We start from the raw sequence: 26,080 nt of genomic DNA on the forward strand, positions 1-26,080 counted from the left end.
CCATGTACTCGGACATGGCGAAGCAGTCGTGCGTCTCCAGCCCGTCGACCTGGTCGATGCCACCGATTCCGGCCCGGCCGAAGGCGTCGAGCACCGTCCGGCGCACATGCGGGAGGACGTACGGCTCCCCCGCGCTGCGGTCGGTCTTCTGTCGCAGCGGCAGTCCGGCCGTGCGGTGTCCCCATCCCGCGATTCTGGCGGGCTTCCGCGCGCGCCGCCCGGCGGGCGCGTGGTCCGCGAGCCAGCGGTCCGAGACCAGGACGACGCCCGCGCCGCCGTCGGTCATCTGGCTGCACTCCTGGCGGCGCACCCGGCCCTCGATGACGGGATTGGCGTGGTCGTCGGCGGTGAAGCTCGCCTCGGTGAGCTTCCAGTCGCGGGTCTGCGCCTTGGGGTTGGTTCGCCCGTTGCGGTAGTTGAGCTCGGCGATCGCCCGCAGATGGGCGTCGTCCAGGCCGTACCGCGCCGCGTACTCGTCGGCGAGCGCGGAGAACATGTACGGCCACATGAAGGTCGCGTCCTGGCCCTCGTGCCCGGTCCAGGCCGCCGCGCCCAGGTGGCGGGCCGCCTCGTCGCCGGGCACCGTCTTCTCCAACTCCACGCCGATGACGAGCGCGCAGTCGTAGCGGCCCGACTCCAGATCGGCCATGGCGGAGAGCACCGCGATCCCGCCGGAGGCGCAGGCCGCCTCATGGCGCGAGGCGGGCACACCCCACAGCCGGTCCTCCACGGTCGCGGGCATCCCGCCGAGCTGGCCCTGGCCGGTGAAGAGCTGGCCGAAGGCGTTGCCGACGTGGATGACGCCGATGTCCTCGGGCTCCACTTCCGCGTCCGCCAGTGTCCCGTCGACCACCTCCCGCACCAGATCGGAGAACTCCAGCCCGGCCCGCGCCCAGTTGCGGGCGAAATCCGTCTGATGACCGCCCAGCACCCATGTGTTCATCCGTCACCTCCGATGCGATGCTACAACTAACAGAGTCACTCGGAGAAGGGACCGCGATGGACGACGTCTACGTGCTCGACTACGTACGCACCCCACGGGGCAAGGGCTCCCCGCGCGGCGCGCTGCACGGCATCAGCCCCGTCGAGCTCACCGTGGGCCTGCAACACGCCCTCACCGACCGGGGGCTGGATCCCGCGCTGGTCGAGGACGTCGTCATCGGCACCGCGTCCCAGGTGGACGAACAGGGCGCGAACCTCGCCAGAACCGCGACGCTGCTCGCCGGCTGGGGCGACAGCGTTCCCGGCGGCACCGTCAACCGCTTCTGCGCCTCGGGTATCGACGCGGTCGCCCAGACCGCCGCCCGGATCCGGGCCGGCGATCTGCGGACCGCGGTGGCCGGCGGGGTGGAGAGCACCTCACCGACGTCCCGCTGCCCGGCCCTCGCCTGCCGCACGACATGGCGTTCACCGAGAACTACGCGATCCTCAACGATTTCCCGCTGTTCTGGGACCTGGCCCTGATCGCCCAGGGCAAGTACGCCTCCCGCTTCCACCGCGACCTGCCGAGCCGCTTCGGGGTCGTCCCCCGGTACGGCACCGAGGTCCGCTGGTTCGAGGCCGACCCGACGTACGTCCTGCACTTCGCCAACGCCTACGAGGACGGCGACGAGATCGTCATCGACGGCTTCCACCAGGGCTGCCCCGAACCGGCCGACCCCCGCGGGGAGGGCGTCTACCAGCGGATGTTCCGGTTCCTGGCGCTGGAGCGGATGGAGACCCGGCTGCACCGCTGGCGGCTCAACCTGGTGACGGGGCAGGTGAAGGAGGAGCGGCTCAGCGAGCGGTTCACCGAGTTCGGGATGATCAACCCGAACCTCGGCGGACAGCCGTACCGCTACACGTACGCCGCCACCCAGCGTCCCGGCTGGTTCCTCTTCGACGGCATCGTCAAGCACGATCTGCACACCGGGAGCGAGGAGCGGTACGCGCTGCCCGAGGGCGTGTACGGCAGCGAGACGGCGATGGCCCCGCGCCCCGGCGCGACCGCGGAGGACGACGGCTACCTTGTTACGCTGACGACGGACGTGAACGCCGATCGTTCCGAGTGCCTCGTCTTCGACGCGGCGCGCCTCACCGACGGGCCGATCGCCCGGGTGCGGCTGCCGGAACGGATCTCCAGCGGAACGCACTCGACGTGGGCGGCCGGCTCCGCGCTGCCGGGCTGGCACGACGGGAAGAGCATGCTGTAACGCGAACGCGGAAGGAGCCGAGTGGACGACGCCGCACCGACCGAGCTGCCGCCCGGCGGGCAGAACGCGATCGCGGTGGCACTCGGCCTGCTGGGCGACGAGTGGACGCTGCTGATCCTCCGCTACGCGCTGCAGGGCGTCCGCCGGTACCAGGACTGGCACGACCGGCTGCCGATCTCCAACGCGGTGCTGACCGCCCGGCTCGCCCGGCTGACCGACATGGGGCTGCTGGTGCGCGATGCGTACCAGCAGCGGCCGGTCCGTTACGCGTACCAGCTGACGCCGCGCGGGCGGGAGATCCGGCCGGTGCTGGTCTCGATCTGGGGCTGGGAGTACCGCTGGGTCGACGCCCACAGCGAGCGGCTGCCGTGGATGCGGCATCGCGGCTGCGGGCAGCACATGGAACCCGTCATGGTGTGCGGCGGCTGCGAGCAGCCGGTGCGTCCGCGCGACGTGAGCAGCGTTCTCGGCCCGAGCGGAGCCGCCGGACGCTCCATCCCGTCGGGCGCCACCCGGCGGCGCAGCGCCGCGGGCGCGGAGGGCGGTGCCGGGCTGTTCCCCGAGACGATGTCCCTGATCGGCAACCGCTGGTCGGTCGGGCTGCTCGGCGCGGCGTTCCTCGGCGCGCACCGCTTCGGCGAGTTCCAGCAGCGGCTCGGCGCCCCGCCGGCGATGATCGCCGACCGGCTGCGGACCTTCTGCGCGCTGGGCGTGCTGGAGGCCCTGCCGGGCGAACCGGGCCGCGGCTCGTACCGGCTCACCGCGAAGGGCCGCGCCTTCTTCCCCGTCGTGATGACCCTGATCGACTGGGGCCAGCATTGGTTCCTGGCCCCCGAGGGACCGGCCCTGCTCTCCACCCACCTGGGCTGCGGCGCGGACTTCGCGCCGGGGCTGCTGTGCGACGGATGCCGTCAGGTGCTGTGCGACAGCGACGTACAGGTCATCGGCGAAGAACCGGCCGCGGCCGTCCCGGCCCGGGCCAGGTGACGGGTCAGGTCCTCATGCGTCGCTCGACCCCGGCCGGTCACAGGCTTCGGCCGTTCCGGGAGAAGTGCTGGTAGTCGGGGTTGTCCCAGCGGCCGCCCCACTGCCAGCCGATGGCCTGCATGGCGCTGTGCACGACATCGCCCGGCCGGATCATCCCCGGTACGGACCGGTCGCGGTTCAGGAACTCGGCCGCGTCGCTGGGGTGGACCTGGCCGTTGACGTCGACATAGGGGTTCTCGACGGTGTTGATGTCGATGGCGTCGCCGTAGGAGTGCTGCGACTCCGTCCCCGGATCCCCGGTGACCTGGCGGCAGTTGAAGGCCGAGGTGTTGTCGGCCCGCATCGCGGCCTCGTCGTCGCCGTGGAAGTCGGCCATCACCTGCATCCGCGCGATGGGGAAACGCGCCGCGAACGCCTTGGTGAAGACGGCCACCACGGGATCGACGACGTTCTTGTGGACGATCAGTTCGCCGGCATGCACCGTCCCGTCGTAGCCCCAGTAGTTCATCCGGATCAGCCGCAGGTCGTCCGGTCCCACCGGGCAGCCGGCGCGGTAGGTGTCGACCAGCTTCTCCATGGGGACGGCCTCGACGGTGGCGTCGAGGGACGGTTCCGGCGCGGCGGACGCGGTCGCCTGGGGCCAGCCGCCGAGAAGCGCGGCGGTCAGTGCCAGCGCCCCGAGGCGGTGGGCCGTGCTTCGAGAAGGTCGCATGGGAGGAGGGGTACCAGGGAGGCCGGTGGTCAATCGGCTGCGGTGGCCGGGTCGCCCGTGCGGCGCACCTCACCCGGCCGCGGTGACCCGAACGGCCCAGCGCGGAGCCGGTCGGGCCGGGGCCGGGCCCGTTCAGCGGCTGCCTCAGTGGCCGCCGCGGAATCTGGTGGCGGGCGCCAGAACCATCACCGCGGCAGCCGACACGATGAGGACCGCGGCGGCGATCCATCCGGTGGTGTCGAAGGCGTCCGTGAACGCGGTCCTGGCGGCTTCCGTGAGCGCGGTGCCCTCCGGCCCGCCGAGTTGTCCGGCGGCCACGACCGCCTCGCCCAGCGAGTCCTTGGCGGTCTCCGCCACGCTCTCCGGGACACCGGCCGGGACCACGAGATTGCCGTGGTGGAAAACCGTGGCCAGGCTTCCGAGGAAGACGATGCCGAGCACGTTGCCCAGCTCGAAGCCGGTCTCCTCGATCGCCGCCGCGCCGCCCGCTCGGTCGGCGGGAGCCGATCCCATCAGCAGTCAGCCGCCGCTCTGCGTCCGGTGCCGCGTGACCGGTGCGCGGGTCCGTTCGATCCGCGCACCGGTGAGTCCCGCTTGGCCCACTCCAGCGGGTGCGTGGGCTGCGGTCGCGCCTAGCGTGGCGGTATGGAAGCCGAGCACGGTGCGCAGGGTAGGGCGCGTTCTCTTTCTGAGGGGTGGAGGGCGTTCAAGCGGTCGCCGTTTCTTCCTGCTGTGGTGCTGGTCTTCATCGTGGCGGCGGCGGCCGGGCTCTTCGCCGGGGGTCTTATTGCTAGGCGATGGCCAACCCGACTCCGCACCGGATTCCCACGGCGGTGACGGGGAACTCCGACAAGGGCGAGGCGTTCGTGGCCGGCATGGAGAAGGCACTCGGCGCCTCGCTCGTCGTACGGCGTTATGCGACCTACGACCAGGCGGTCGGGGCCATCGAAGACCAGAAGGCCTTCGCGATCATCGAGCTCCGACCTGCGGCGGTGCGGCTCGATACGTCCGGTGCGGCCGGTGCGTCGGTCTCCCGGCTGCTGACGGCCGCCGCGCCGAAGGTCGGTGCCGTGCTGGGGACCCCGGTGACGGTGCGGGACATCAGACCGCTGCAGTCCACCGACCCGCAGGGGCTCGCGCTGTTCTACATCTCGCTGGCCGCCGTCATCATCGGCTTCGTCGGGGCGATCCAGCTGAGTGTGCACGCCAGGGCGCTCAACGCGGGGGAGCGGATCGCGTTCACCGCCCTGTACTCGGCCCTCGGCGGATTCGTCATCTGCGCGGTGGTGGACTGGCCGCTGGGCGTGCTGGACCTGCCGTTCGCGCAGTCCTGGCTGATCCTGGCACTGACGATGTTCACCTCGGGCATGGTCTTCACCATGTTCAACACGCTCGTCGGGCGGTGGGCGATGATCCCGACCTGGGGCCTGATGGTGCTGCTCGGCAACCCGTCGTCGGGCGGCGCGGTGTCCTGGCCGCTGCTGCCGTCCCCGCTGGGGCACATCGGCCGGTGGCTGCCGCCGGGCGCCTCGGTGAACGCCCAGCACAACGCCATCTACTTCGCGGGGCACCAGTTCGTCTTCCCGTACCTGGTGCTCATCGCCTGGAGCACGGTGGCCGTGACGGTCTTCACTGTCTGGCGGAACCGCCATTCGGGCGGCCGGGAGCACAACCCCCTGCACGCCACCGCGCCGGCCGCCACCTAGCGGTTCCCGGACTCCCGCGGGCCCGTCAGGGCAGTCGCGCCGGGGGTGGTCGTTGATCCACTTGCCGTGCGGGGCGTGCGGGTGTGACCTGGAGGGAGACAGCGGAAGGAGTTCCGTCATGGCCGCTTCCACAACCGTGCCGGTACGGCACCAGGGCTCGCTCGGGGTGGCACTGCCCGTGACGCTGGGCGTGATCTACGGCGTCTGGGCGGTCTTCATCGCGCGCGGGGGCGAGGGGCTCACCGCCGGTGACATCGGGCTCGGTGTGGTGGCCGGTCTCGCGTTGGCCGTGCTGTGCTTCCTGCTCGGCAGAACGCAGAAGGCGCTGCCGCGCGAGCTGCGTGCCGCCGCCTACGGGACGCTGACCGGCTGCTCGGTCGGATTCCTGCACAGCCTGACCGACGAGAGCATCCTCAGGTGCGTCGGCATGGGCATCTTCTTCGGGGCGGCGGCCGCGGCTGCCTCGTACTACATCTTCTACACGCACGAGCCCTGACCGCTGTCGGTTCCGGGTCCGGTCCCGGCGTCGCGTACGCGGCGCGCGACCTGGACCCGGTTCTCAGGCGCGCAGATACGCCGGGTCGGTGACCACATCGGAGAGATAGAGCGTGACGATCCGCTTGGCCGAGGCGAGCATCGCGGGATCGCCGAGGGGGTCGGTCCTGAAGGCCAGTTGCAGGACGGCGTCGGCGGCCGTCACCCCGGCCCGGCCTCGTCCTGCGAGCACCGGCACAAAACATGAACGCGTGTCGCGTTCGTATTCTTAGGGGACGGCCCGGGCCGGCGTCAAGGGCTGTGCGTGGGGCGCCGCGCGGCGGAACGGCGTCGCGGCGGGATCGAGTTGGTGGCAGGGCGATGCATCGGCGTATGGCCGGTTCTCAACCTTGCGGGCAACGATCGATGTTTTGCGTCAAGTCATGGACTTGCTGCGGCTCGGCTCGTAGGGTCGGAGATGTCTGGACCAGACGTGCGTGTCATCAGCCCGAGCGAGCGCGCACAGCGCACCGCGTTCCGGGCATGCGCCGCCTGATCGTCCGTCATCCGGGTGGGGGCCCGGCGGCGGACCGGTGTGGGCCGTGCCTCGGTGAGGTACGGCCCACACCCGGTATGTCAGACGGGCCTGCGCCCGGCGGCCGGAGTCTCGCCGGAGCCGCGGACGATGAAACGGGTCAGCAGGATCACCGAACGCGGCGCCGAGCGGTCGCCGTCGATCCGCGAGAAGAGCAGGTTCGCCGCGGTGCTGCCGAGCGCCACCGGGTCCTGGCTCACCACCGTCAGCGGCGGGCTCAGCCGCTCGGCGAGCGGGAAGTCGTCGAAGCCGACGATCGCGATCCGGTCGAACAGACCGCCCTCGGCCTGGCCGAGACCGTCCATGACACCGATGGTGATGAGGTCGTTGCTGGTGAACAGCGCGGTCGGCGGGTGGCGCAGGGCGCGCAACTCCGCCAGCGCCGCGGCCGCGTCGGGCTGGGAGCGCAGTTCGTGCCGCACCAGTTCGGGATCCTCCGTCACCCCCCGGGCCGCCAGGGCCTCCTGATAACCCGCGTAGCGCTCGCGCTGGGTCCAGATGCCGAACCGGTCACCGAGATAGGCGATCCGGGTGTGCCCGTGGTCCAGCAGATGGGTGACGGCCCGGTTCGCCCCGGCGCGGTTGTCGACGGTGACGGTGTCGACCGCCAGTCCCTTGGCGGGCCGGTCGACACAGACGACCCGGGTGCCGCCCTCCATGGGCTGCTTGAGGAACCCGTGACTGCCGATGGTCGGCACGAGGATCAGCCCGTCGACCTGCCGGGCGCAGAACGCCGCGACGACCTCCTGCTCCCGGCGCGGCTCGTCGTTGGTGCTGCCGACCAGGACCAGATAGCCGCGCCGGTGCGCCTCGTCCTCCACGGACCGCGCCATCAGGGCGTAGAACGGGTTCGCCAGATCGTCCACCACCAGACCGATGGTGGACGTCCCCAGGTTCTTCGACCGCAGGTTCCGCGCGTTGTCGTTGCGCTGGTACCCCAGCTTCCGCACCGCCTGCTCGACTCGGGCCGTGGTGTCCGGGGACACGGCCGACTCGCCGGATATGACACGGGAGACCGTCATCGGACTGACTCCCGCGGCGCGGGCCACGTCCTTCATCGTCGGGCGCTTCACGGGCCTCCTCATCGACGGGTTCCGGTGCGGTGCCGGAATCCGACGCGTGGTTGATGGCCGGCGGGACCCTCCGCACTCCCCGCGTGCGGTCCGGGCACCGGCGGCGCCAACGTTACCCACCCATGCCGCCGGGACCGGGGGCGGGACCGGGTGAACCCCCAGGTCCCGCCGCCGGCCCGGGAATCAGCAGGCGGACTTGTAGAAGTACTTGGTGATGGCGGGATCGGTCATGTTCTCCTTGGTGATGGCGACCATGGGAGTTCCGATCTGCGCGGTCACCTTCTTGCCCTGGATCGCGGCCAGCGCCTGATCGACGCCCTGGGTGCCGATGCCGCCCGGGTCCTGCGCGACCAGGACGTCCAGGGTGCCGTTCTTGAGCGCGGTGATCTCGTCGGGTTCCGCGTCGAACGCGGCGACCTTGACCTTGCCCTGCTTTCCGGCGGCCTGCAGTCCGGTGGACACGCCCTGGGCGGTGTTGGTGTTGCCCGCGAAGACGCCGCCGAGGTCGGGGTGCGCGGCGAGGGTCGCCTGGATCTGCGACGCGGCCGTGGCCGGCAGGTCGTTGTCGTACAGCACCGGAAGCAGCGTGATCCCGGTGTGGTTGCTCTGCATCTCCTCGGTGAAGCCCTTGATCCGGGCATCGGTGGTGGAGACCCCGGGCTTGACACTGATCACGATGGCCGAGCCCTTGTCGCCCATCAGCTGCGCGAGGGCCTTCGCCGCGGCTTTGCCGCCGGCCTCGTTGTCGGAGGAGATCCGCGAGACGCCCACCGAGGCCTCGGTGACCGAGGTGTCGACGAGTACGACCTTGGTGCCCGCGCCCTGGATCTGCTGGAGCGAGGGGGTCAGCGCGGTGCTGTCCACCGGGGATATCAGCAGGCCGTCCGGGTGGGTGGCGGCGACCGAGTCGATGATCGGCCGCTGCACCGCAACGTCCCACTGCGCCGAGCCGTTGGTCTTGAGGTCCACGCCGACCTTCGCGGCCTCGGCCTGGGCGGCGCACGCCATCGTGATGTAGAAGGGGTCGCTCTTGACTCCGGTGATCAGCTGGATGGTCTTCTTCCCGGAGCCGGATGACCCGTTGTCGTCGCTGCTGCAGCCGGCGGTGGTGGCCAACACGGCCAGCACCGCGCAGCATCCGGCGAACTTCGTGGCTCTGTGCATGGCGGAGATCCTTCTGTGAGGGTGCGGCCCGAGGGGGAGCAGGGGAGGGGGAGTGCGCGGGGACCGCGGTCAGCCGCGGTCGCGGCTGCGCCTGCGGAACTGGTCGAGGTAGACGGCGAGGACCAGGACCACGCCGATGGCGACGTCCTGCCAGTACTGCTGGACGCCGATGATGATCAGGCCGGTGGTCAGGACCGCCGGGATGAAGACACCGATCACCGTGCCGAGCACCGAACCGCGCCCGCCGAAGAGACTGGCGCCGCCGAGCACGACCGCGGTGATGACCTTGAGGTTGTCGGTGGAGTGGCCGGCGATGGACGTGGTGCCGAAGTAGGCCAGCCACATCACGCTGCCGAGCCCGGCCAGCAGTCCGGCCAGGGCGTAGACCAGGACGAGATGCCGGTCCACCGCGATGCCGACCCGGCGCGCGCCCTCCGCGTTGGAGCCGATCGCGTACGTGTAGCGGCCGAACCGGGTGTAGGCGAGCACCAGGCCGAACAGGACCGTGGTGCCGAACGCGATGACCACCAGCCAGGGGATCTGCCCGAAGAGCTTGCCGAACCCGATGCTGTGCTGCAGCTTGCCCGACACGGCCCCGGTCAGGTCCTGCCCGCCGGTGATGATCTGGGCGAGCCCCAGGGCCGCGCCGAAGCCGCCGAGGGTGACGATCAGCGGCGGCACCTTGGCCTTGGCCACCAACAGCCCCTGGACCGCGCCCCACACCAGCCCGGTGGCCAGGGCTATCAGCGCGGCGACCGTGATGGTGCCCCAGCCCGACTCGGCGCCGCCGTGGTGCACGGTGTACTCGCCGGACAGCACAGCGGCCAGCACGAGGACCGAGCCGACCGACAGATCGATCCCGGCCACGATGATGACGAAGGTCATGCCGACGCCGAGCACCAGGTAGATGGCGGCGTTGGTGGCTATCTGGGTGATGTCGTACTGGGTGAGGAAGGTGCCCGGCGCGGCGATGGTGAAGAAGGCGACCAGGAGGACCAGGACGCCGAACGTCCAGGCCTCGTTGACCGCCGCGATGCGCTTCGCCCAACCCGGCACGGTGAACCGCGGCCTCGGGGGCACGGGCGAGCCTTCCTCCGCGGGCACGGGCGAGCCGTCCCCGGCCGGTATCGGGGACCCGGTGGGCGCCGGCTCCCCGGCTCCCGTCTTCTCCAGCCGCGGCTTTCCTGTATCCGTCATGTCCTGTCCCGCCGTCTCCGACTTCACGCTGCGCCACCGTTCGACGCCGGGTCCAGTGCCCCGGTCATGGCGCCGACCAGCTCCTCGACCGACGACTGCGCGGCGGTGAACCGCGCCACCCGGCGGCCGAGCCGCAGCACCTCGACGCGGTCGGCGACCGACAGCACCTCGGGCATGTTGTGGCTGATCAGGACGACGGCAATACCGCGGTCCCGGACCAGCCTGATGGTGTCGAGCACCCGCCCCCGCTGCACCACACCGAGTGCGGCGGTGGGTTCGTCCATGAAGATGATCCGATTGGCGAAGGCGACCGCCCTAGCCACCGCGACCGACTGGCGCTGACCGCCCGACAGGGACGCCACGGGGACGCCCACATCCTGCAGATCGACCCCGAGTTCGGCGAAGGCCGCGACGGCCGACCGGCGCATCGCCGCCCGGTCGAGCACATGGAGCCGTCCGAGCAGACCGCCGCGGAACAGCTCCCGGCCCAGATGCAGATTGGCCGCCGCGTCCAGGTCCGGGGCGAGCGCCAGGTCCTGGTACACGGTCTCGATGCCGTACCGCCGGGCGTCCAGCGGGCTGGTCAGCCGCACCGGCGCGCCGTCCACCAGGATCTGCCCGCCGTCCGGTCTGATGGTGCCGGACAAGGTCTTGACCAGAGTGCTCTTCCCGGCGCCGTTGTCGCCGATGAGTGCGACGACTTCGCCGGGCCACGCGGTGAAATCAGCGCCCTGGAGAGCCTGGACATGACCGAAGTGCTTGGTCACCCCCCGCGCCTCCAGGAGTGGTTCTGTCATCGAGAAGCCTCCCCGGGCCTTGGTAACGTTCTCAGCGATTCCCGGATTGTGGGGGTGGCCTGATGTCGTGTCAATACTCTGCGCACAGGTGCGATTTAGCCGCCCAGGTCCGGACAATCTCGCGATTCGCGGCGCAGTGAGCACTCTTGACAGGGAATCAGGGACACGTCAAGAATCCTGTTTCGATTGATAACGTTCACATGCACTTCGAGCATCCTCCGTGCCTTCAGGACGCTGGCCCCGCGGCGAGCGGCCTCCCCCACGACAAGGTGGTTCTCCGTGCTCCGATCGCATTCCGTCCGGCACTGTGCTGCCCCGGGCGTCAATCCACCACCCGAACGGGCGACCCCGCTGCTGAGACTCGGTGTGGCCTTCTCCTGCCTGCTGCTGACCGCGGTCGGCGCGGTCGCGTTCGCCTCGCCCCCGGCGCACGCCGCCGTGTCCAACCCGACCCAGTACGTCGACCCGTTCATCGGCACCGACGACAGCACCGCGCCCAACCCGGTGCCGGGCGGCGCCGGCGGAAGCACCTATCCGGGCGCCGTGGTCCCGTTCGGCGGCGTCCAGCTGAGCCCGGACACCCCGACCGCCTCACCGTCCGGCTACCGCGCCTCGGACACCACCATCGAGGACTTCAGCGCCACCCACTTCGACGGTGCGGGCTGCTCGAACAACGAGGACCTCCCGATGCTCCCGGTCACCGGAGCGCTCGGCGCCTCACCCGGCACCAGCTGGACCAGCTACGCGTCCGGCTACACGAAGGCGAACGAGGCCGCCGCGCCCGGCTACTACAAGAACCGGCTGGACAAGTACGCCACCAACGTCGAGCTGACCGCGACCACGCGCACCGGCATGGGCAAGCTCGTCTACCCGGCCGGCACCACCTCCCGGCTGTTGATCAACACCAGCCGCAGCGCCACCGGCAACCGCAGCGGCTCGGTCCAGATCAGCGGCTCGGAGGTCAGCGGCAGCGTCACCGCGGGCGGCTTCTGCGGCTCGTCGAAGACGTACCAGATCTTCTTCGACATCCGCTTCGACAAGGCCCCCACCGGCTTCGGCACCTGGAGCGGCGGCACGGTCACCGCGGGCTCGGCGAGCGCCAACGGCACCAACACCGGCGCCTATGTCACCTTCGACACCACGGCCAGTCAGAACGTCCAGTTCAAGGTCGCCCTGTCCTACGTCAGCGTCGCGAACGCGAAGACCAACCTCACCACGGAGAACAACGGCTGGGACTTCAACGCCGTACGCACCGCGGCGGACACCTCCTGGAACCAGATCCTCAACCGGGTCCAGGTCTCCAGCGGCGGCGCCACCGAGCTGCAGAAGTTCTACACCTCGCTCTACCACGTCTTCCAGAGCCCGAACATCTCCAGTGACGTCAACGGTGACTACCGCGGCTTCGACGGGGCGGTGCACAACTCCGCCCACCCGGTCTACCAGAACTACTCCGGCTGGGACATCTACCGCTCCTGGGCGGCCCTCATCGCGCTGATCGCGCCGACCGAGGCGAGTGACATCGCCAAGTCCATGGTCCTCGACGGCCAGCAGGGCGGCCTGCTGCCCAAATGGTCGCAGCAGACGAACGAGGACTTCGTGATGACGGGCGATCCAGGACCCATCATCGTGAGCAGCATGTACGCCTTCGGCGCCCGTGACTTCGACACCGCCGCCGCGCTGACACTGATGGAGAAGTCCTCCAACGGCGGTACCACCCAGGGCACCGCGATCCGCGGCCGGCAGTCCACGTTCACCAGCCTGCACTACATCAACGGTGACCCGTCGGACTCGCTGGAGTACTCGGCCTCCGACTTCGCGACGGCGCAGTTCGCCAAGTCGCTGGGCAACACGACGAGCTACAACACACACATGACGCGCGCCCAGTGGTGGCGCAACACGTTCAACACCGAGTCGGGTTTCGTGCACCCGCGCAACAGTGACGGCAGCTGGCCCTGGCCCCTCGACCCGGCCAGCCAGTCCACCTTCACCGAGGGCAACGCGGCCCAGTACACCTGGATGGTCACCTACGACTTCGCCGACCTCATCAACTCGATGGGTGGCCGGCAGACCGCCGTGCAGCGACTGGACCACCACTTCACCGAGGTCAACGCCGGGCAGAGCCGGCCGTACTACTACATCGGCAACGAGCCGGAACACGGTGTGCCGTGGGCGTACGACTACGCCCGGCACCCGTCCGGCGCCTCGGACGCGGTGCGCAAGGTGATGACCGAGTCGTTCACCACCGGACCGGGCGGACTGCCCGGCAACGACGACCTGGGTGCGACCTCCGCCTGGTACGTCTGGGCGGCGCTCGGCATGTACCCGGCCACCCCCGGCGCCGACACGCTCGCCGTGCACGGCCCGACGTTCCCCTCCATCACGATCCAGCGGGCCGCCGGGGACATCACCATCAACTCCTCGGGCTCCGGGAACTACGTCCAGGGCCTGAGCGTCAACGGCACGTCCACCAGCCACAATTACCTGCGCTACCCGGACGTGGCGGGCGGCGGGACGCTGAACTACACGATGGGCGGAACGCCGAGCGCCACCTGGGGCACCGGCGCCAACGACGCGCCGCCGTCCTTCCAGGACGGCGGGACCTCGGTCCCGGCCGCTCCCGAACTGGGTGCGAATCTCGCCCAGGGCAAGCCGGTGACCACCGCCTCGACCCCCTGCGCGGCGGCGGAGTCGGCGGACAAGGCCGTCGACGGCACGCTGAAGAACAACAGCAAGTGGTGCACGAACTCGACGAGCCCGGCGATGCAGGTCGACCTCGGTTCCGTGCAGACGGTCTCCTCGTTCGTCCTCAAGCACGCCGGACTGGGCGGCGAGAACACCGCCTGGAACACCGGTGCCTACCAGATCCAGACCAGCACCGACGGCACGACGTGGTCCACCGCGACGACCGTCACCGGTTCCCGGTCCAGCAGGACGTACAACACCATCGCCGCCCGGCAGGCCCGCTACGTCAAACTCGCCGTCACCACACCCGGCAACAGCGGAGCCACCGCCGTGCGGATCTACGAACTCGAGGTCTACGGGGGCGGCAGCAGCGGCCCGGCCAACCTGGCGCTGAACCGGCCCGCCACCGGGTCCGCCTCCTGCAACACCACCGAGACACCTGACAAGGCGGTCAACGGCAGCGTCTCCGGAGGCAACACCGACAAGTGGTGCTCGGGCGCCGCCGGAACCAAGACCCTCCAGGTCGACCTCGGCGGATCGCACGCGCTGAGCTCGATCACCGTGCGGCACGCCGGCGCCGGCGGGGAGTCGGCGGGCTGGGACACCAAGGACTTCGATCTGCAGGTCTCCACGGACGGCACCACCTGGACCCCGGTGGCCCAGGTGCGCGGCAACACCTCCGACGTCACCAGCAACCCCTTCACCGCCACCGCCCGCTACGCCCGTCTCGCCGTCATCACGCCCACCCAGAACACCGACACCGCGGCCCGGATCTACGAATTCGAGGTCTACGGCACCTGATCAACCGTCCTTCCGAGCCCCGGTCGTCGACCGACGACCGGGGCTCCGCCGCGCCCTCACTTCGAACGTGATGGAAGGAGTTGCGGCCTCCACCCCCCTCCATGAGGCTGGGCACCGCCGACCGAGCAACCGTTTCAGGACAGCGGGGGAAGGGTCGGCAGGCCGGCGGGGGGACCAACACGGGGGTGTGGTCCACCCGCCCGCGCCTTTGCGGCCGACGCCCGCCTCCGCGTCATGCCTCCTGCGTGCCGGGTTCGGTCCGCCATAGGATTTGAACACGTTCAATGTTATGTTCCTCGTCATCGCACCGGAGATGACGCATGAGCGGGGGCAGCATGAGCGTGACCACATTCGCCGGCTGGACACGGGGATTCGAGGCCGAAATCGAGCGCCGGCGCGCACAGGGCGAACCGGACTGGGCGGCCGGCGCGAGCCTGCCGGGGCCGCTCGCGCGCAGCCTGCAGCGCTTCCAGGTCGGCGAGGACGGCGACGGAGCGAATCTGATCCGCAAGGCCGACGAGGCCGGGGACCGCGACTACGCCGCTGCGGTCCGGCTGTTCGTGGCGGAGGAGCAGAACCACGCGCGACTGCTGGCGCTGCTGCTCGGCGCGGGCGGGATGCCGACCATCGCGGCCCACTGGAGCGACTCGGTCTTCGTCCGGCTGCGCAGACTGCTCGGCCTGAGACTTGAGTTGCTGGTCCTGATGATCGCCGAGGTCGTGGCCCTGCGGTACTACCGGGCCGTCAGCGAAGGCGCCGGGGACCCGCTGGTCGGCGAGGTCGCGGCGCGGATCCTGGCGGACGAGCGGCGGCACGTCCCGTTCCACTGTCTGCGGCTGCGGGAGGCGCTCGGCGTACTGCCCGGGGCGCTGCGCGTCCTCGTGATGACCGGCTGGCGGCTGCTGCTGCTCGGTGCCACCGTCGTCGTCGCCTGGGACCACGGGTCGGCGCTGCGCGATCTCGGGCTGCCGCGGCGCCGGTTCATCGCCGATGTCATGCGGTCGTCCTCGGACGTCGTCGCCGACATCCTGCCGAAATCGCCTTGCGGAGAATTGCCGCCGGGCGCCAGTCTGGGCTCATGGGAGACCACGGATGCAGCTGAAGGTGCGGGAGTTCCGGCCCCGGATCGGGCCGGTGGAGTACCGCGTCGTCCAGCCGTGGGAACCGCTGCGGCACACGGCGCTCGGCAATCCGGACGGGTACGGCTGTCTGATCGGTGACCATGAGGGGCTGGCGCGGCTCGCGGCGCTGTTCTCGTTCGCGGCGTACTCGCCCCGCACGATCGTGCATGTGCCGCTGCGCAAAGGCACGCCCCTGGGGGAGTACGAGAACCTCATCGAGAGCTGCGGCGGCCGGGTCGACCTGGTCCTGGTCCATCACTCGCTGGGACTGCGCGTCACGAAGTGGCCCGAGCTGCGGCGCAGGCTGGTCAACGGCAGACCGGTCACCGTGCGCACCGACGAGGCCCGGACCAACCGCGACCACGCCACCTGGCTGGAGCGGAGGAACGACGACGAGAACCGGGACTGGCTGCGTCCCGCCGTGCACGCGAGCACCCTCTTCCTGACCGGCAGCCGGGACGTCCTCGCCTCGGCCTCCACCCAGTTCGAGTTCGCGGCGGGACGGGGGCTGCGGGAGGAGAACGTTCCCAAAGGCCACTCGGTCCTGGTCTCCATGCTCAGTTGGGAGTTGCGGCCGGACCCGTCGGTCCACCGCATGCAGTTCGACATCTGCTTCAAGGCGCACCCGCCGTACGAGCACTTCCGCCGTCCGGGCCGGCGCCTGCCCGCCGCCTGACGCGGGGCTCGGACCCCACGCGCCGATAGGGGGTCCGGCACCACCATCGCCGGGTGCCCAACCCCACTGACCTGGCCGTCTTCCTGTCGCAGACTCGTGCATGTCAGCAAGTACGAGCGAGCACGGGGAGTCCAGCGATGAAGGGTCACACTCGACGGGACGTAGTACGCAGCGCGGCGATCGTGGCGGCGGGGGGTTTCGCGGCACAGCTGGTCGGCGGCGGGTCCGCCGGGCTGACGTCGGCCGGCGCGGCGACGAGGGCAGGGGCGGGTGGCGGCAGCAGCTTCCCGTTCCTCCAGGGGGCCTTCGCACCGGTGACGAAGGAGGTGACGGCGTTCGACCTGCCGGTCACCGGCCGCGTCCCCCGTGAACTGAACGGCCGCTATCTGCGGAACGGCCCGAACGTACTCGGTCTCGAGGACCCCCGGGCGCATCACTTCATGCTCGGCGAGGGCATGGTGCACGGCGTCCGGCTGCGCGACGGCCGAGCCGAGTGGTACCGCAACCGCTGGATCCGTTCGTCCGGTGTGGCCAAGAAGCTGGGCGAGCCGTACCACGGTCCGGTTCCGGAGAACGACTTCGCGAACAACACCCATGTCATCGCGCACAAGGGCCGCGTGCTGGCGCTGCAGGAGAGCGGGCCGCTGCCCTACGAGCTCGACGAGGAACTCAACACCGTCGGCACGTACGACTTCGGCGGGACGTTGAACGGCCCGTACACCGCGCACACCAAGTACGACGCCCACGCCGGTGAGCTGCACGCCGTCACCTACTACCCGACGTGGGACCACATCCGGCACCTCGTGGTCGACCATGCGGGACGGGTGGTCAGGACCACCCGGATCCCGGTGGCGGACAGCCCGATGATGCACGACTTCGCGCTCACCAGGAAGTACGTGATCATCTTCGACATCCCCGTCACGTTCGACCCGGTGGCCGCGGAGGCGGGCAAGCTGGTGCCGTACATCTGGAACGACAACCATCCGTCACGGGTCGGGGTGCTGCCGCGCGACGGCGGGCGGATCCGCTGGTTCGAGGTGCCGCCCTACTTCCACTCGCACACCCTCAACGCCTACGACGAGGGCGACTCGGTGGTCGTGGACATCACCACCTACCCGGCCCCCTTCTACGTCGACGGGCGGGGCTCCGACGGTCCCTCGTCGTTCAGCACCCCGTCACTGAACCGGTGGACCATCGACCTGGCGCACGGCCAGGTGCGGTTCGCCCGACTCGACGACCGCCCGCAGGAGTTCCCCCGGGTCAACGAGACGATGGTCTCCCGGCGGCACCGGTACGGCTACTCGGCGGCGGCCGCCGCGATGTTCACGGCCTACGAGACGGTCGACGGCGTCCCGCCCGACGAGTCGTTCAGCAACGCGCTGATCAAGCAGGACCTGGTCCGCGGCACCTCACAGGTGCACCGGCTGCCGAAGGACGCCGCGGCCGGTGAGGCGGTCTTCGTCTCCCGGCACGGCTGCGATCCGCACCCGACGGCGGCCGAGGACGACGGCTACACGCTGGCGTATGTGCACAACCCGGACCGCGGAGCGTCCGACCTGGTGATCCTGTCCGCGCAGGACTTCACCGGGAAGCCGCTCGCCCGCATCCATCTGCCGGCACGGGTGCCGCTCGGCTTCCACGGCAGCTGGGTCGCGGACGAGTGACCTCACCCTGACCGGGCCCCGCCTCAGCCGCTCACCGCCACGGGCGCCGCACCCGCCGTACGGGTGCGGCGCGCGGTGGGGACGACGAGCGGGGTGCCGGTCTCGGGGTCGCCGATGACCTGGCAGCGCAGCCCGAAGACCCGTTCCACCAGGTCCGCGGTCACGATGTCCCGCGGTGCGCCCTCGGCCACGACCTTTCCGTCCCGCAGCGCGATGAGGTGCGTGGCGTACCGGGCGGCGTGGTTGAGGTCGTGGAGGACGGCGACGAGGGTGCGGCCCTGCTGCTCGTGCAGATCGGCGCAGAGGTCGAGGATCTCGATCTGGTGCTGGATGTCGAGGTACGTCGTCGGCTCGTCGAGCAGCAGCAGCGGGGTCTGCTGGGCGAGCGCCATGGCGATCCAGACGCGCTGGCGCTGCCCGCCGGAGAGCTCGTCGACATAGCGGTCGGCGAGGTCGCCGACGGCGGTGGCGGCCATCGACTCGTCGACGATCCGTTCGTCGTCCCGCGACCACTGGCGCAGCAGCCCCTGGTGTGGATAGCGGCCGCGCGCGACGAGGTCGGCGACGGTGATGCCGTCGGGCGCGACCGAGGTCTGGGGGAGCAGCCCGAGGATCCGTGCGGCCTTCTTCGCGGGGAGCGATCCGATCGCCTGCCCGTCGAGCAGCACGGAACCCGCCGTGGGCCTGAGCATCCGCGACAGGGCGCGCAACAGGGTCGACTTGCCGCAGGCGTTCGGGCCGACGATGACGGTGAAGGAGCCGTCGGGGATCGCGACCGAGAGGTCCTCGGCGATGACGCGCTCGTCGTAGGCGAGGGTGAGGCCCTCGGCGGTGAGCCGCGGGGCTTCGGCACGGTGCTGCATGGGGTCCTTCCCGGCGGGACGGTTGTCGGTGTTCTTCGCGGGTGTCATATCCGGCCCGCCTTGCGTTCGGTGACCAGCAGCCACAGCAGATAGCCACCGCCGAGCATCCCGGTGACCACGCCGGCCGGCAGCAGGCGGTCGCCGAACAGCCGCTGGGCCGCCCAGTCGGCGCCGACCAGCAGCGCGGCGCCCATGCAGGCGGCAGCCAGGAGGTTGGGGCCGGCGGAGCGGGTGAGCCGGCGGGCGAGCTGCGGCGCGGTGAGGGCGACGAAGGCGACCGGGCCCGCGGCGGCGGTGGCGGCCGCGGTGAGCAGGACAGCGGCGGACATCAGCACCAGCCGGGTGCGTTCCACCCGGACCCCCAGCGCGTACGCGGCGTCGTCGCCCAGCTCGATCATGCGCAGCGCCCGGCCGCGGCCGAGCACCAGCGGGACGAGGACCGCGCAGGTGATGAGCAGCGGCCAGACCTGCGTCCAGTCCCGGCCGTCGAGCGACCCGGTCAGCCAGACGACGGCGCGGGCGGCGTCGACGTAGTCGGCCCGGGTGAGCAGATAGCCGTTGACCGCGCCGAGCACGGCCGCCGCGCCGATTCCGACGAGGACGAGGCGGTACCCGTGGATGCCGCGTTTCCACGCCAGCAGATAGACGGCGGTCCCGGTGACCAGCGCCCCGGCGAAGGCCCCGCCCGTGACGGCGTACGTTCCGCCGTGGAAGAGCACGATGACGGTGAGCGCGCCGGCCGCGGCGCCCTGGCCGAGACCGATCACGTCGGGACTGCCGAGCGGATTGCGGGAGACACTCTGGAACACCGCGCCGGCGATGCCCAGGGCCGCGCCGACGAGCAGCCCGACCAGGACGCGCGGCAGCCGTACATCGTTGACGATGAACTCCTGGGCGGCGGTGCCGCCCCCGGTCAGGGTGCTGAGCACCTCACCGGGTGACATCGGGTAGTCCCCGGTGCCGATGAGCGCCACCGCGAGTGCCGCCGCCAGGACGGCGAGCAGCAGGACGACACCGGCGGCCCGGGTGTCGAGGCGGACCGACAGCCCGCCCCGGGAGCGCAGTACGGAACCTCTCACAGCTGGGCCATCCTTCGGCGGCGTACAAGGTGGATGAAGACGGGCCCGCCGATCAGGGCGGTGATGATGCCGGCCTGCAGCTCGCCGGGGCGTGCGACCAGCCGGCCGGCGATGTCCGCGCCGAGCAGCAGGACGGGCGACAGGATCGCGGCGTACGGAAGCGTCCAGCGCAGGTCGGGGCCGGTGATCGAGCGGACGATGTGCGGCACCATCAGACCGATGAAGACGATCGGCCCGCAGGCGGCGGTCGCGGCCCCGCACAGCAGGGTGATGGCGGCCATCGCCAGCACACGGGTCCGGGTCAGCGAGGTGCCCAGGGCCCGTGCGGTGTCGTCGCCGAGTGCGATCGCGTTGAGCGGGCGGGCCAGGGCGAGGGCGAGCAGCACTCCGGCGCCGATGAACGGCGCGACCTGGGCGACGACGGTCATGGTCGCGGACGCGAGCGAACCGACCGTCCAGAAGCGCATGGTGTCCAGGGCCGCGGTGTCCAGCAGTTCGACGGCGTTGACGTAGCCGTAGAGCGCGGCGGTGAGGGCGGTGCCGGCCAGTGCCAGCCGCACCGGGGTCGCTCCCCGGCTGCCGCCGAGCGCGTACACCAGGACCGATACGGCAGCGGCGCCGAGGAAGGCGAACCAGACGTACCCCGTCAGCGAGGTGACGCCCAGGAAGCTGATGGCCGAGACGACGGCGGCCGAGGCCCCGGCGTTGACGCCGAGCAGCCCGGGGTCGGCCAGCGGGTTGCGGGTCAGCGCCTGCATGATGGCGCCCGCCAGTCCGAGCCCGGCGCCGACCAGCAGCCCGAGCAGGGTGCGCGGCACCCGCAGTTCGCGGACGACGACATCGGTGCTCGTGCCGGTGCTGTGGAACAGCCCGTGCCAGACCTGGTCGAGCGGGATCGGTTTGGCGCCGGTCGCGACGCTCGCGACCGCGATCAGCACCAGGACGCCGGTCGCTGCGAGCAGCCCCGCGGCGCGGGTCGCGTCATGCCGCCGGGGGGCGGCTCTCTCGGCCGCCGGTGCGTGGGCGGGACTGTCTGCCAACATGCAGTTAGGTTAGCCTACCCTCACATCACCTCCCCGAGAGAGAAGCGCTCGCCATGCACACCCCCCGCTCCGCGTCCCCCTCCCGCCGCGCCCTGCTCACCGCGGGCGGCGCCCTCGGCCTGGGCGCGCTCGTCGCCGCCTGCGGGGGCGGCGGCGGGAGAACGACCTCGGAGCCGGACCGGGCCAAGGGACCGTGGAGCTTCCGGGACGACCGCGGTGCGACGGCCAAGTCGGCCGGCACCCCCGCGCGCGTGGTGGCCTTCACCGCGGCCGCGGCCGCCCTGCACGACTTCGGTGTCGAGTGCGTCGGGGTCTTCGGCCCCACCAAGCTCAAGGACGGCAAGGCCGATCCCCAGGCCGGCGACCTCGATGTCGCCAAGGTGACCGTCCTGGGCAACGCCTGGGGCGAGTTCAACGTCGAGAAGTACGCGGCTCTTGCTCCCGACCTGCTGGTCACCAACATGTACCAGCCCGACGCCCTGTGGTACGTGCCGGACGACAGCAAGAAGAAGATCCTCTCGCTGGCGCCGAGCGTCGCCTTCACCGTCGCCGGTGTCAGCCTCACCGAGCCGATCCGGCGCTACGCCGAACTCGCCGCGTCCCTCGGCGCCGACCTGAAGGCCGCGAAGGTCACCGACGCCAAGGCCCGTTTCGAGAAGGCCGCCGAGACCCTGCGCCGCGCGGCCAAGGCCAAGGGCGGCCTCAAGGTCCTCGCCGCCTCCGGCAGCGCCGACCTGCTGTACGTCTCCACGCCCGGCGTCTACGCGGACCTGAGCTACTTCCGCTCCCTCGGCGTGGACATCATCACGCCCGGCAAGGTCACCGGCGGCTTCTTCGAGAACCTCAGCTGGGAGAACGCCGACAAGTACCCCGCCGACCTGATCCTGCTCGACGACCGCACGGCCGCGCTCCAGCCCAAGGACCTCGCCGCGAAGCCCACCTGGGCCCAGCTCCCCGCCGTCAAGGCCGGCCAGATCACCCCGTGGGCCAGTGAACCGCGCTTCTCCTACGCCGGCGCGGCCCCGCTGATCGAGCGGCTGGCCGCCGCGGTCGAGAAGGCGGTGAAGGTCGCATGAGCGAACTGCCCTTCCGGTTCTTCGCGCTGCGGGTCCTGCGGACGGCCCGGCGCGCACCCGACTTCGTGCGGGTCACCTTCGGCGGCACCGACCTGGCCCTGCTCGCCTCCGGCGGCCGGGACCAGCGGTTCAAGCTGTTCCTGCCGCAGCGCGGCCAGGACGCCCCGGTCATGCCCGACCCGTCCGACCCCGACTGGTTCACGGCCTGGCGTGCCCTCGACCCCGAGGTCCGCGGCCTCATGCGCACCTACACCGTCGCCGAACTGCGCGACGCGGGGGAGCCGGACGGCCGGCCCGCCGAACTGGACGTCGACTTCGCGCTGCACGGCGACATCGGTCCTGCCTCCCGCTGGGCGCAGGCCGCCCGCCCCGGCGACCGGGTCACCATCCTCGGCGCGGTCGAGGAGGACAACGGGGGCATCGACTTCCGGCCGCCGCCCGGTACCGACGCGGTCCTGCTCACGGCCGACGCCACCGCCCTGCCGGCCGTCGCCGGCATCCTGGCCTGGCTGCCGCCCGACCTGCCCGCGAAGGTCTGGATCGAGATCCCGCACGCGGACGACCGCCGCGAACTGCCCAGCCGGGCCGACACCGTGGTGACCTGGCTCATCGGCGACGCCGCGCCTCCGGTCCTGGAGGCGGTGCGCGCGGCGGAACTGCCCGGGAGCACGCGGTACGCCTGGATCGCGGGGGAGTCGGGGACGGTCAAGGCGCTGCGCCGCCATCTCGTCTCCGAGCGCGGGTTCGACCGGCGGGCGATCACCTTCACCGGCTACTGGAAGCGCGGCAGTTCCGAGGACGAGCTCCTCGCCGAGGTGGTTGCCTGAGCCGGTGCCCCGGCCGCTGGAGGGGCACCGGTCCGGTGTCCCGTTCCGGCCGGTCGAGGCAGCGCACTTGAGTACCGTTCGAGGTGAGCGGTGCAAGAGTGGTGGGGGCAGTCCGCCGTGCCCCTCGGTGAGGAGTCCCGCACATGCCCCAGAGGTTGACGCGCCCATGGGCCGCCGTACTCGCCCTGCTCCTGGCCGTCCCCGTGGTGGCAGCCTGCGGCGGCATGGACAAGGCGCTCGACTGCGCCAAGATCGCCGCCCGGATCGCCGGGGATGTGCAGGACCTGCAGTCGACGGCCACCAATATCGGCCAAGTGTCGGAGCAGAGCCGCCGCCAGGACACCTCCGCGTCCCTGTCCAAGCTGGAGAAGGACCTCCAGGAGGTCGGGGGCAACAGCGTCCATGTGGAGGTCCGCAAGGCCTTCGACGATCTGTCCGCCGCGCTCGGCAGCGCGAGGGAGCGTGCCAAGGACGGTAAGGGCCCGGATGTGAAGCCCCTCGCGGACGCGGCGGGCCGGCTGTCCGTCGCCTGCACGACGGGATAGCGGACCGCCGTCAGAGCTTGGCGGATCGCGCGCCGGTGCGGTCCGGCCGGGTGGTCGCCGCGTGGGCGGCGAGGACCAGTTGGACGCTGTGGTCGACGAGGCGTTCGCGCGAGACGTCCAGAGTGCCGCGGAGGTGGCCGGCGAACAGGTTGGCCAGGCCGCCGACCAGGGCGTAGGCGGTCATCCGGCGGCCGGAGTCGTCCGTGCCGTCCGCGAGCTGGCCGTCGATGAGGTCGGTGAAGGACGGCATCCATCGGTGGCTGTGCTCGCCCAGGACGGGATCGGCGAACGGTTCGAGGAGGAGCAGCCGCCCCTTGTGCGGGTGGTCCAGGACGAGCGCGACGAACGCCTCGACGGCGGCGCGGGCACGGGCCTCCGGTTCCGGCGAGGTGCGGGCGACGGCGTCCGCGAGCGTGGCGCGGGCCTCGGTGGCGACGCGCTCGAAGGCGGCGAGCAGCAGCGCGTCGCGGTCGGCGAAGCTCTCGTAGAAGTAGCGGTCGGTCAACTTCGCGCGGCGGCAGACGGAACGGACGGTCACGGCCGCGCTGCCGTCCTCGCCGGCGAGGCTCAGGGCGGTCGCGAGCAGCGTCTCGCGGCGCGTCTCACGGCGGGCGGCCAGCGTGCTGCCGCCCCAGGTGCGATCGCTCAACAGGGTCTCCTCGTAGCTGTGTTGACGACACCCGTCCGCACATTCTAATCTGGGCATCCTATTCTGATGACACCCGTCATCAGTTGGAGGTGCACCGTGTCGGACGTCTTACCGCTCGGACCGGAATCACTCACCTGGAAGTACTTCGGAGACTGGCGCTCCCTGCTGCTCGCCCCTTGGGCAGGCTCGATGCAGAACATGCACCCCGAACTCGGCGCCGGAGTCGCCGAGCACTCGCGCTTCTTCGAGGAGCGCTGGGAGCGGCTGTACCGCTCGCTCTATCCGATCGGCGGCGTCGTCTACGACGGCCCGCGCGCCGCCGAGACCGCGCGGACCGTCCGCGGCTACCACGACACGATCAAGGGCGTGGACCGCTCCGGCCGCCCGTACCACGCACTCAACCCCGGCACGTTCTACTGGGCGCACGCGACGTTCTTCGTCCTGACCATGCATGTCGCGGAGTACTTCGGCGGCGGGCTCACCGAGGCGCAGCGACGGCAGCTCTTCGACGAACATGTGCGCTGGTACGCGCTGTACGGGGTGAGCATGAAGCCCGTTCCCGCGACCTGGGAGGACTTCCAGGCGTACTGGAGCCACATGTGCGCCGAGGTGCTGGAGGACAACGAGCCCACCCGGCAGGTCCTCGACCTGGGCGCGGTCACCAGACCACCCGCCCTGCGTCTGCTGCCGGTTCCGGTGTGGGACGTGGCCCGGATACCCCTCGCCCGGCTGACCCTCTGGATGACGGTCGGCATGTATCCGCAGGCCGTACGGGAGCGGCTCGGCTACGACTGGACGCCGCGCGACGAGCGCAGACTCCGTGCCCTCGGACATCTCGTGAACCGGGGCATGCGGCTTGTGCCGCACGAGCGCCGCTTCCACCCCCGGGCGCGGGCCGGCTGGCGGCGGGAGAGCGGCCGGCTGCCGCTGGGCGCACCCACCGTGCACACTCCGCTCCGCAACCTCCCGCCGGCCGATGAACGGCACCTGCCGCAGCACTACATGCCGGGCGACCGACCCAGGGCGTGACCGCCGGTGCTCCCTGCCGCACACTGGGGCGGCAGCGCCCCCGGTTCGGGAACCCCGGCGTTTTCTGTTGTCCCGTCGCCGTGCGGGAGTCTCCTGAACGGCGGACAAGTGCCGATCCCGGCGGACGGCGCGCGGGGGCGGGGCAACGGGCGAACGACAGGGAGCACAGCGCGATGCGAGGAACCGAGCGGAGCGGCGGACCGGACACCGGCACGGTGATCGCGGCCCGGGGCGGCGACCGGCGGGCGCTGGACGAGCTGCTCGCCGACTGCGTCCCGCTCGTCTACAACATCGTCGGACGGGCGCTGAACGGACACAGCGACGTCGACGACGTGGTCCAGGAAACGCTGCTGCGGATCGTGCGCGGGCTGCCCGATCTGCGGGATCCGCGGTCCTTCCGCTCCTGGATGGTCGCCATCGCCGTCCATCAGGTGCGTGACCTGGAGCAGCAGCACCGTGCCGCGCGCCATCGCCGGGCCGATCTGGAGGCCGCTGAGCAACTGCCCGATCCCGGCTCCGACTTCGCCGCGCTCACGATCCTGCGGCTGCGCCTCACCGACCAGCGCCGGGAGGTGGCCGAGGCCACCCGCTGGCTCGACGGCGACGACCAGGAACTGCTCGCCCTGTGGTGGCTGGAACAGACAGGTGAACTCGACCGGGCCGAACTGACCCTCGCCCTCGGCCTGTCGGGGCGCCATGCCGCGGTACGCGTCCAGCGGATGAAGGAACAGATGGAGACCGCCCGCTCGGTGGTGCGCGCGCTCCACCACGTCGGGCATCCGGGCAGCTGCACGGAACTGGCCGCCCTCACCCGTGACTGGGACGGAACGCCGAGCCCGCTGTGGCGCAAGCGGCTGGCCCGGCACGTACGCGGCTGCGCCGCCTGCGGCGGACAGATCGGCGAACTGCTGCCGATGAACCGGCTGCTCGGCGGGCTGCCGCTGCTGGTGCCACCGGCCGGCCTGGTCGCGCAGGTACTCCCGGCGGCGGCGCCGCACACGGCCGTCCCGCACACGGCCGTCCCGCACACGGCCGTCCCGCACGCGGCCGTCCCGCACGCGGCCGTCCCGCACGCGGCCGTGCCGCACACAGCCGTTCAGCATCAGACCGGCCTGAGCGGTGCGCCCG

Annotated in this window: 24 protein-coding genes and 2 pseudogenes; 14 read left to right on the plus strand and 12 right to left on the minus strand. The window is 71.2% G+C overall.

What is annotated here, in order from left to right:
• A partial coding sequence (locus tag O3W51_RS41900) for an acetyl-CoA acetyltransferase (protein ID WP_269289031.1) occupies positions 1–943 on the minus strand: 943 nt, incomplete at its 3' end.
• A gap of 56 nt (positions 944–999) precedes the next feature.
• Between O3W51_RS41900 and O3W51_RS41905 the strand changes: the two genes are divergently transcribed.
• The 3 genes from O3W51_RS41905 to O3W51_RS41915 are packed head-to-tail and all read left to right on the plus strand — an operon-like array spanning position 1,000 to position 3,179.
• Positions 1,000–1,464, plus strand: a complete 465-nt coding sequence (locus O3W51_RS41905; RefSeq protein ID WP_269289033.1) for a hypothetical protein — start codon at positions 1,000–1,002, stop codon at positions 1,462–1,464.
• Positions 1,401–2,192 carry a carotenoid oxygenase family protein gene (locus O3W51_RS41910; protein WP_269289035.1) on the plus strand — a complete coding sequence of 264 codons (792 nt, stop codon included), beginning with the start codon at positions 1,401–1,403 and terminating at the stop codon, positions 2,190–2,192. Before O3W51_RS41905 ends, O3W51_RS41910 begins: the two co-directional genes overlap by 64 nt.
• Positions 2,193–2,213: 21 nt before the next feature.
• Positions 2,214–3,179, plus strand: a complete 966-nt coding sequence (locus O3W51_RS41915; RefSeq protein WP_138353439.1) for a winged helix-turn-helix transcriptional regulator — start codon at positions 2,214–2,216, stop codon at positions 3,177–3,179.
• A gap of 37 nt (positions 3,180–3,216) precedes the next feature.
• Here O3W51_RS41915 and O3W51_RS41920 read toward each other — a convergent pair whose 3' ends face one another.
• Together O3W51_RS41920 and O3W51_RS41925 are read right to left on the minus strand one after the other, a co-directional pair.
• Positions 3,217–3,891 (minus strand): M15 family metallopeptidase, encoded by a 675-nt coding sequence (locus tag O3W51_RS41920; protein WP_198358979.1) that lies wholly within the window; start codon positions 3,889–3,891, stop codon positions 3,217–3,219.
• Between the two features lie 144 nt (positions 3,892–4,035).
• Positions 4,036–4,404, minus strand: coding sequence for a hypothetical protein (locus O3W51_RS41925; RefSeq protein WP_138353441.1), 369 nt, complete (start codon positions 4,402–4,404; stop codon positions 4,036–4,038).
• Between the two features lie 132 nt (positions 4,405–4,536).
• Here O3W51_RS41925 and O3W51_RS41930 point away from each other — a divergent pair.
• Positions 4,537–5,597 (plus strand): annotated as a pseudogene (locus O3W51_RS41930) (ABC transporter permease).
• Between the two features lie 118 nt (positions 5,598–5,715).
• Positions 5,716–6,093, plus strand: a complete 378-nt coding sequence (locus tag O3W51_RS41935; protein ID WP_232486000.1) for a hypothetical protein — start codon at positions 5,716–5,718, stop codon at positions 6,091–6,093.
• 63 nt (positions 6,094–6,156) lie between these two features.
• On the opposite strand, the gene O3W51_RS41940 is transcribed toward O3W51_RS41935, so the two are convergent.
• The 5 genes from O3W51_RS41940 to O3W51_RS41960 all read right to left on the minus strand — a co-directional run bounded on the left by O3W51_RS41940 (position 6,157) and on the right by O3W51_RS41960 (position 10,897).
• On the minus strand, positions 6,157–6,324 hold the full coding sequence (locus O3W51_RS41940) for a hypothetical protein (protein ID WP_187144744.1): 168 nt from the start codon (positions 6,322–6,324) through the stop codon (positions 6,157–6,159).
• Positions 6,325–6,707: 383 nt separating this feature from the next.
• Positions 6,708–7,739 (minus strand): LacI family DNA-binding transcriptional regulator, encoded by a 1,032-nt coding sequence (locus O3W51_RS41945; RefSeq protein WP_244808979.1) that lies wholly within the window; start codon positions 7,737–7,739, stop codon positions 6,708–6,710.
• Positions 7,740–7,922: 183 nt separating this feature from the next.
• Positions 7,923–8,903: an ABC transporter substrate-binding protein gene (locus O3W51_RS41950; RefSeq protein ID WP_138353442.1), complete on the minus strand. Its 981-nt coding sequence runs from the start codon at positions 8,901–8,903 to the stop codon at positions 7,923–7,925.
• Between the two features lie 69 nt (positions 8,904–8,972).
• Positions 8,973–10,100: an ABC transporter permease gene (locus O3W51_RS41955; RefSeq protein WP_138353443.1), complete on the minus strand. Its 1,128-nt coding sequence runs from the start codon at positions 10,098–10,100 to the stop codon at positions 8,973–8,975.
• 23 nt (positions 10,101–10,123) lie between these two features.
• A complete protein-coding gene (locus O3W51_RS41960) occupies positions 10,124–10,897 on the minus strand; it encodes an ATP-binding cassette domain-containing protein (protein ID WP_138353444.1) in 774 nt (257 codons plus the stop codon).
• Between the two features lie 279 nt (positions 10,898–11,176).
• Between O3W51_RS41960 and O3W51_RS41965 the strand changes: the two genes are divergently transcribed.
• The 4 genes and pseudogenes from O3W51_RS41965 to O3W51_RS41980 all read left to right on the plus strand — a co-directional run bounded on the left by O3W51_RS41965 (position 11,177) and on the right by O3W51_RS41980 (position 17,841).
• Positions 11,177–14,380 (plus strand): GH92 family glycosyl hydrolase, encoded by a 3,204-nt coding sequence (locus O3W51_RS41965; protein ID WP_198358978.1) that lies wholly within the window; start codon positions 11,177–11,179, stop codon positions 14,378–14,380.
• Positions 14,381–14,715: 335 nt separating this feature from the next.
• Positions 14,716–15,423 (plus strand): annotated as a pseudogene (locus tag O3W51_RS41970) (ferritin-like domain-containing protein); the annotation flags it as partial.
• Between the two features lie 91 nt (positions 15,424–15,514).
• Complete coding sequence (locus tag O3W51_RS41975) at positions 15,515–16,177, plus strand: hypothetical protein (protein WP_307811575.1); 663 nt, start codon at positions 15,515–15,517, stop codon at positions 16,175–16,177.
• Positions 16,178–16,314: 137 nt separating this feature from the next.
• The gene (locus O3W51_RS41980) at positions 16,315–17,841 is read left to right on the plus strand and encodes a carotenoid oxygenase family protein (protein WP_269289038.1); all 1,527 of its coding nucleotides are present in this window, start codon (positions 16,315–16,317) and stop codon (positions 17,839–17,841) included.
• Positions 17,842–17,864: 23 nt separating this feature from the next.
• On the opposite strand, the gene O3W51_RS41985 is transcribed toward O3W51_RS41980, so the two are convergent.
• The 3 genes from O3W51_RS41985 to O3W51_RS41995 are packed head-to-tail and all read right to left on the minus strand — an operon-like array spanning position 17,865 to position 20,826.
• On the minus strand, positions 17,865–18,704 hold the full coding sequence (locus tag O3W51_RS41985; protein ID WP_269289046.1) for an ABC transporter ATP-binding protein: 840 nt from the start codon (positions 18,702–18,704) through the stop codon (positions 17,865–17,867).
• Positions 18,705–18,748: 44 nt separating this feature from the next.
• A complete protein-coding gene (locus tag O3W51_RS41990) occupies positions 18,749–19,783 on the minus strand; it encodes a FecCD family ABC transporter permease (RefSeq protein WP_198358976.1) in 1,035 nt (344 codons plus the stop codon).
• Complete coding sequence (locus O3W51_RS41995; protein WP_138353448.1) at positions 19,780–20,826, minus strand: FecCD family ABC transporter permease; 1,047 nt, start codon at positions 20,824–20,826, stop codon at positions 19,780–19,782. Before O3W51_RS41995 ends, O3W51_RS41990 begins: the two co-directional genes overlap by 4 nt.
• 53 nt (positions 20,827–20,879) lie before the next feature.
• Between O3W51_RS41995 and O3W51_RS42000 the strand changes: the two genes are divergently transcribed.
• The 3 genes from O3W51_RS42000 to O3W51_RS42010 all read left to right on the plus strand — a co-directional run bounded on the left by O3W51_RS42000 (position 20,880) and on the right by O3W51_RS42010 (position 23,274).
• The gene (locus O3W51_RS42000; protein ID WP_138353449.1) at positions 20,880–21,902 is read left to right on the plus strand and encodes an ABC transporter substrate-binding protein; all 1,023 of its coding nucleotides are present in this window, start codon (positions 20,880–20,882) and stop codon (positions 21,900–21,902) included.
• A complete protein-coding gene (locus tag O3W51_RS42005) occupies positions 21,899–22,729 on the plus strand; it encodes a siderophore-interacting protein (RefSeq protein ID WP_138353450.1) in 831 nt (276 codons plus the stop codon). The genes O3W51_RS42000 and O3W51_RS42005 overlap by 4 nt, the downstream gene beginning before the upstream one ends.
• A gap of 143 nt (positions 22,730–22,872) precedes the next feature.
• Positions 22,873–23,274 carry a hypothetical protein gene (locus O3W51_RS42010; protein WP_138353451.1) on the plus strand — a complete coding sequence of 134 codons (402 nt, stop codon included), beginning with the start codon at positions 22,873–22,875 and terminating at the stop codon, positions 23,272–23,274.
• 10 nt (positions 23,275–23,284) lie between these two features.
• On the opposite strand, the gene O3W51_RS42015 is transcribed toward O3W51_RS42010, so the two are convergent.
• Positions 23,285–23,923, minus strand: coding sequence for a TetR/AcrR family transcriptional regulator (locus O3W51_RS42015; protein WP_138353452.1), 639 nt, complete (start codon positions 23,921–23,923; stop codon positions 23,285–23,287).
• A 96-nt stretch (positions 23,924–24,019) separates the two neighbouring features.
• Between O3W51_RS42015 and O3W51_RS42020 the strand changes: the two genes are divergently transcribed.
• Together O3W51_RS42020 and O3W51_RS42025 are read left to right on the plus strand one after the other, a co-directional pair.
• A complete protein-coding gene (locus O3W51_RS42020) occupies positions 24,020–24,952 on the plus strand; it encodes an oxygenase MpaB family protein (RefSeq protein ID WP_244808978.1) in 933 nt (310 codons plus the stop codon).
• 173 nt (positions 24,953–25,125) lie between these two features.
• The coding region (locus O3W51_RS42025) for an RNA polymerase sigma factor (RefSeq protein WP_269289044.1) at positions 25,126–26,080 on the plus strand (955 nt) is incomplete at its 3' end.

The organism is Streptomyces sp. H39-C1 (assembly GCF_027158125.1).
GTDB lineage: Bacteria > Actinomycetota > Actinomycetes > Streptomycetales > Streptomycetaceae > Actinacidiphila > Actinacidiphila fildesensis.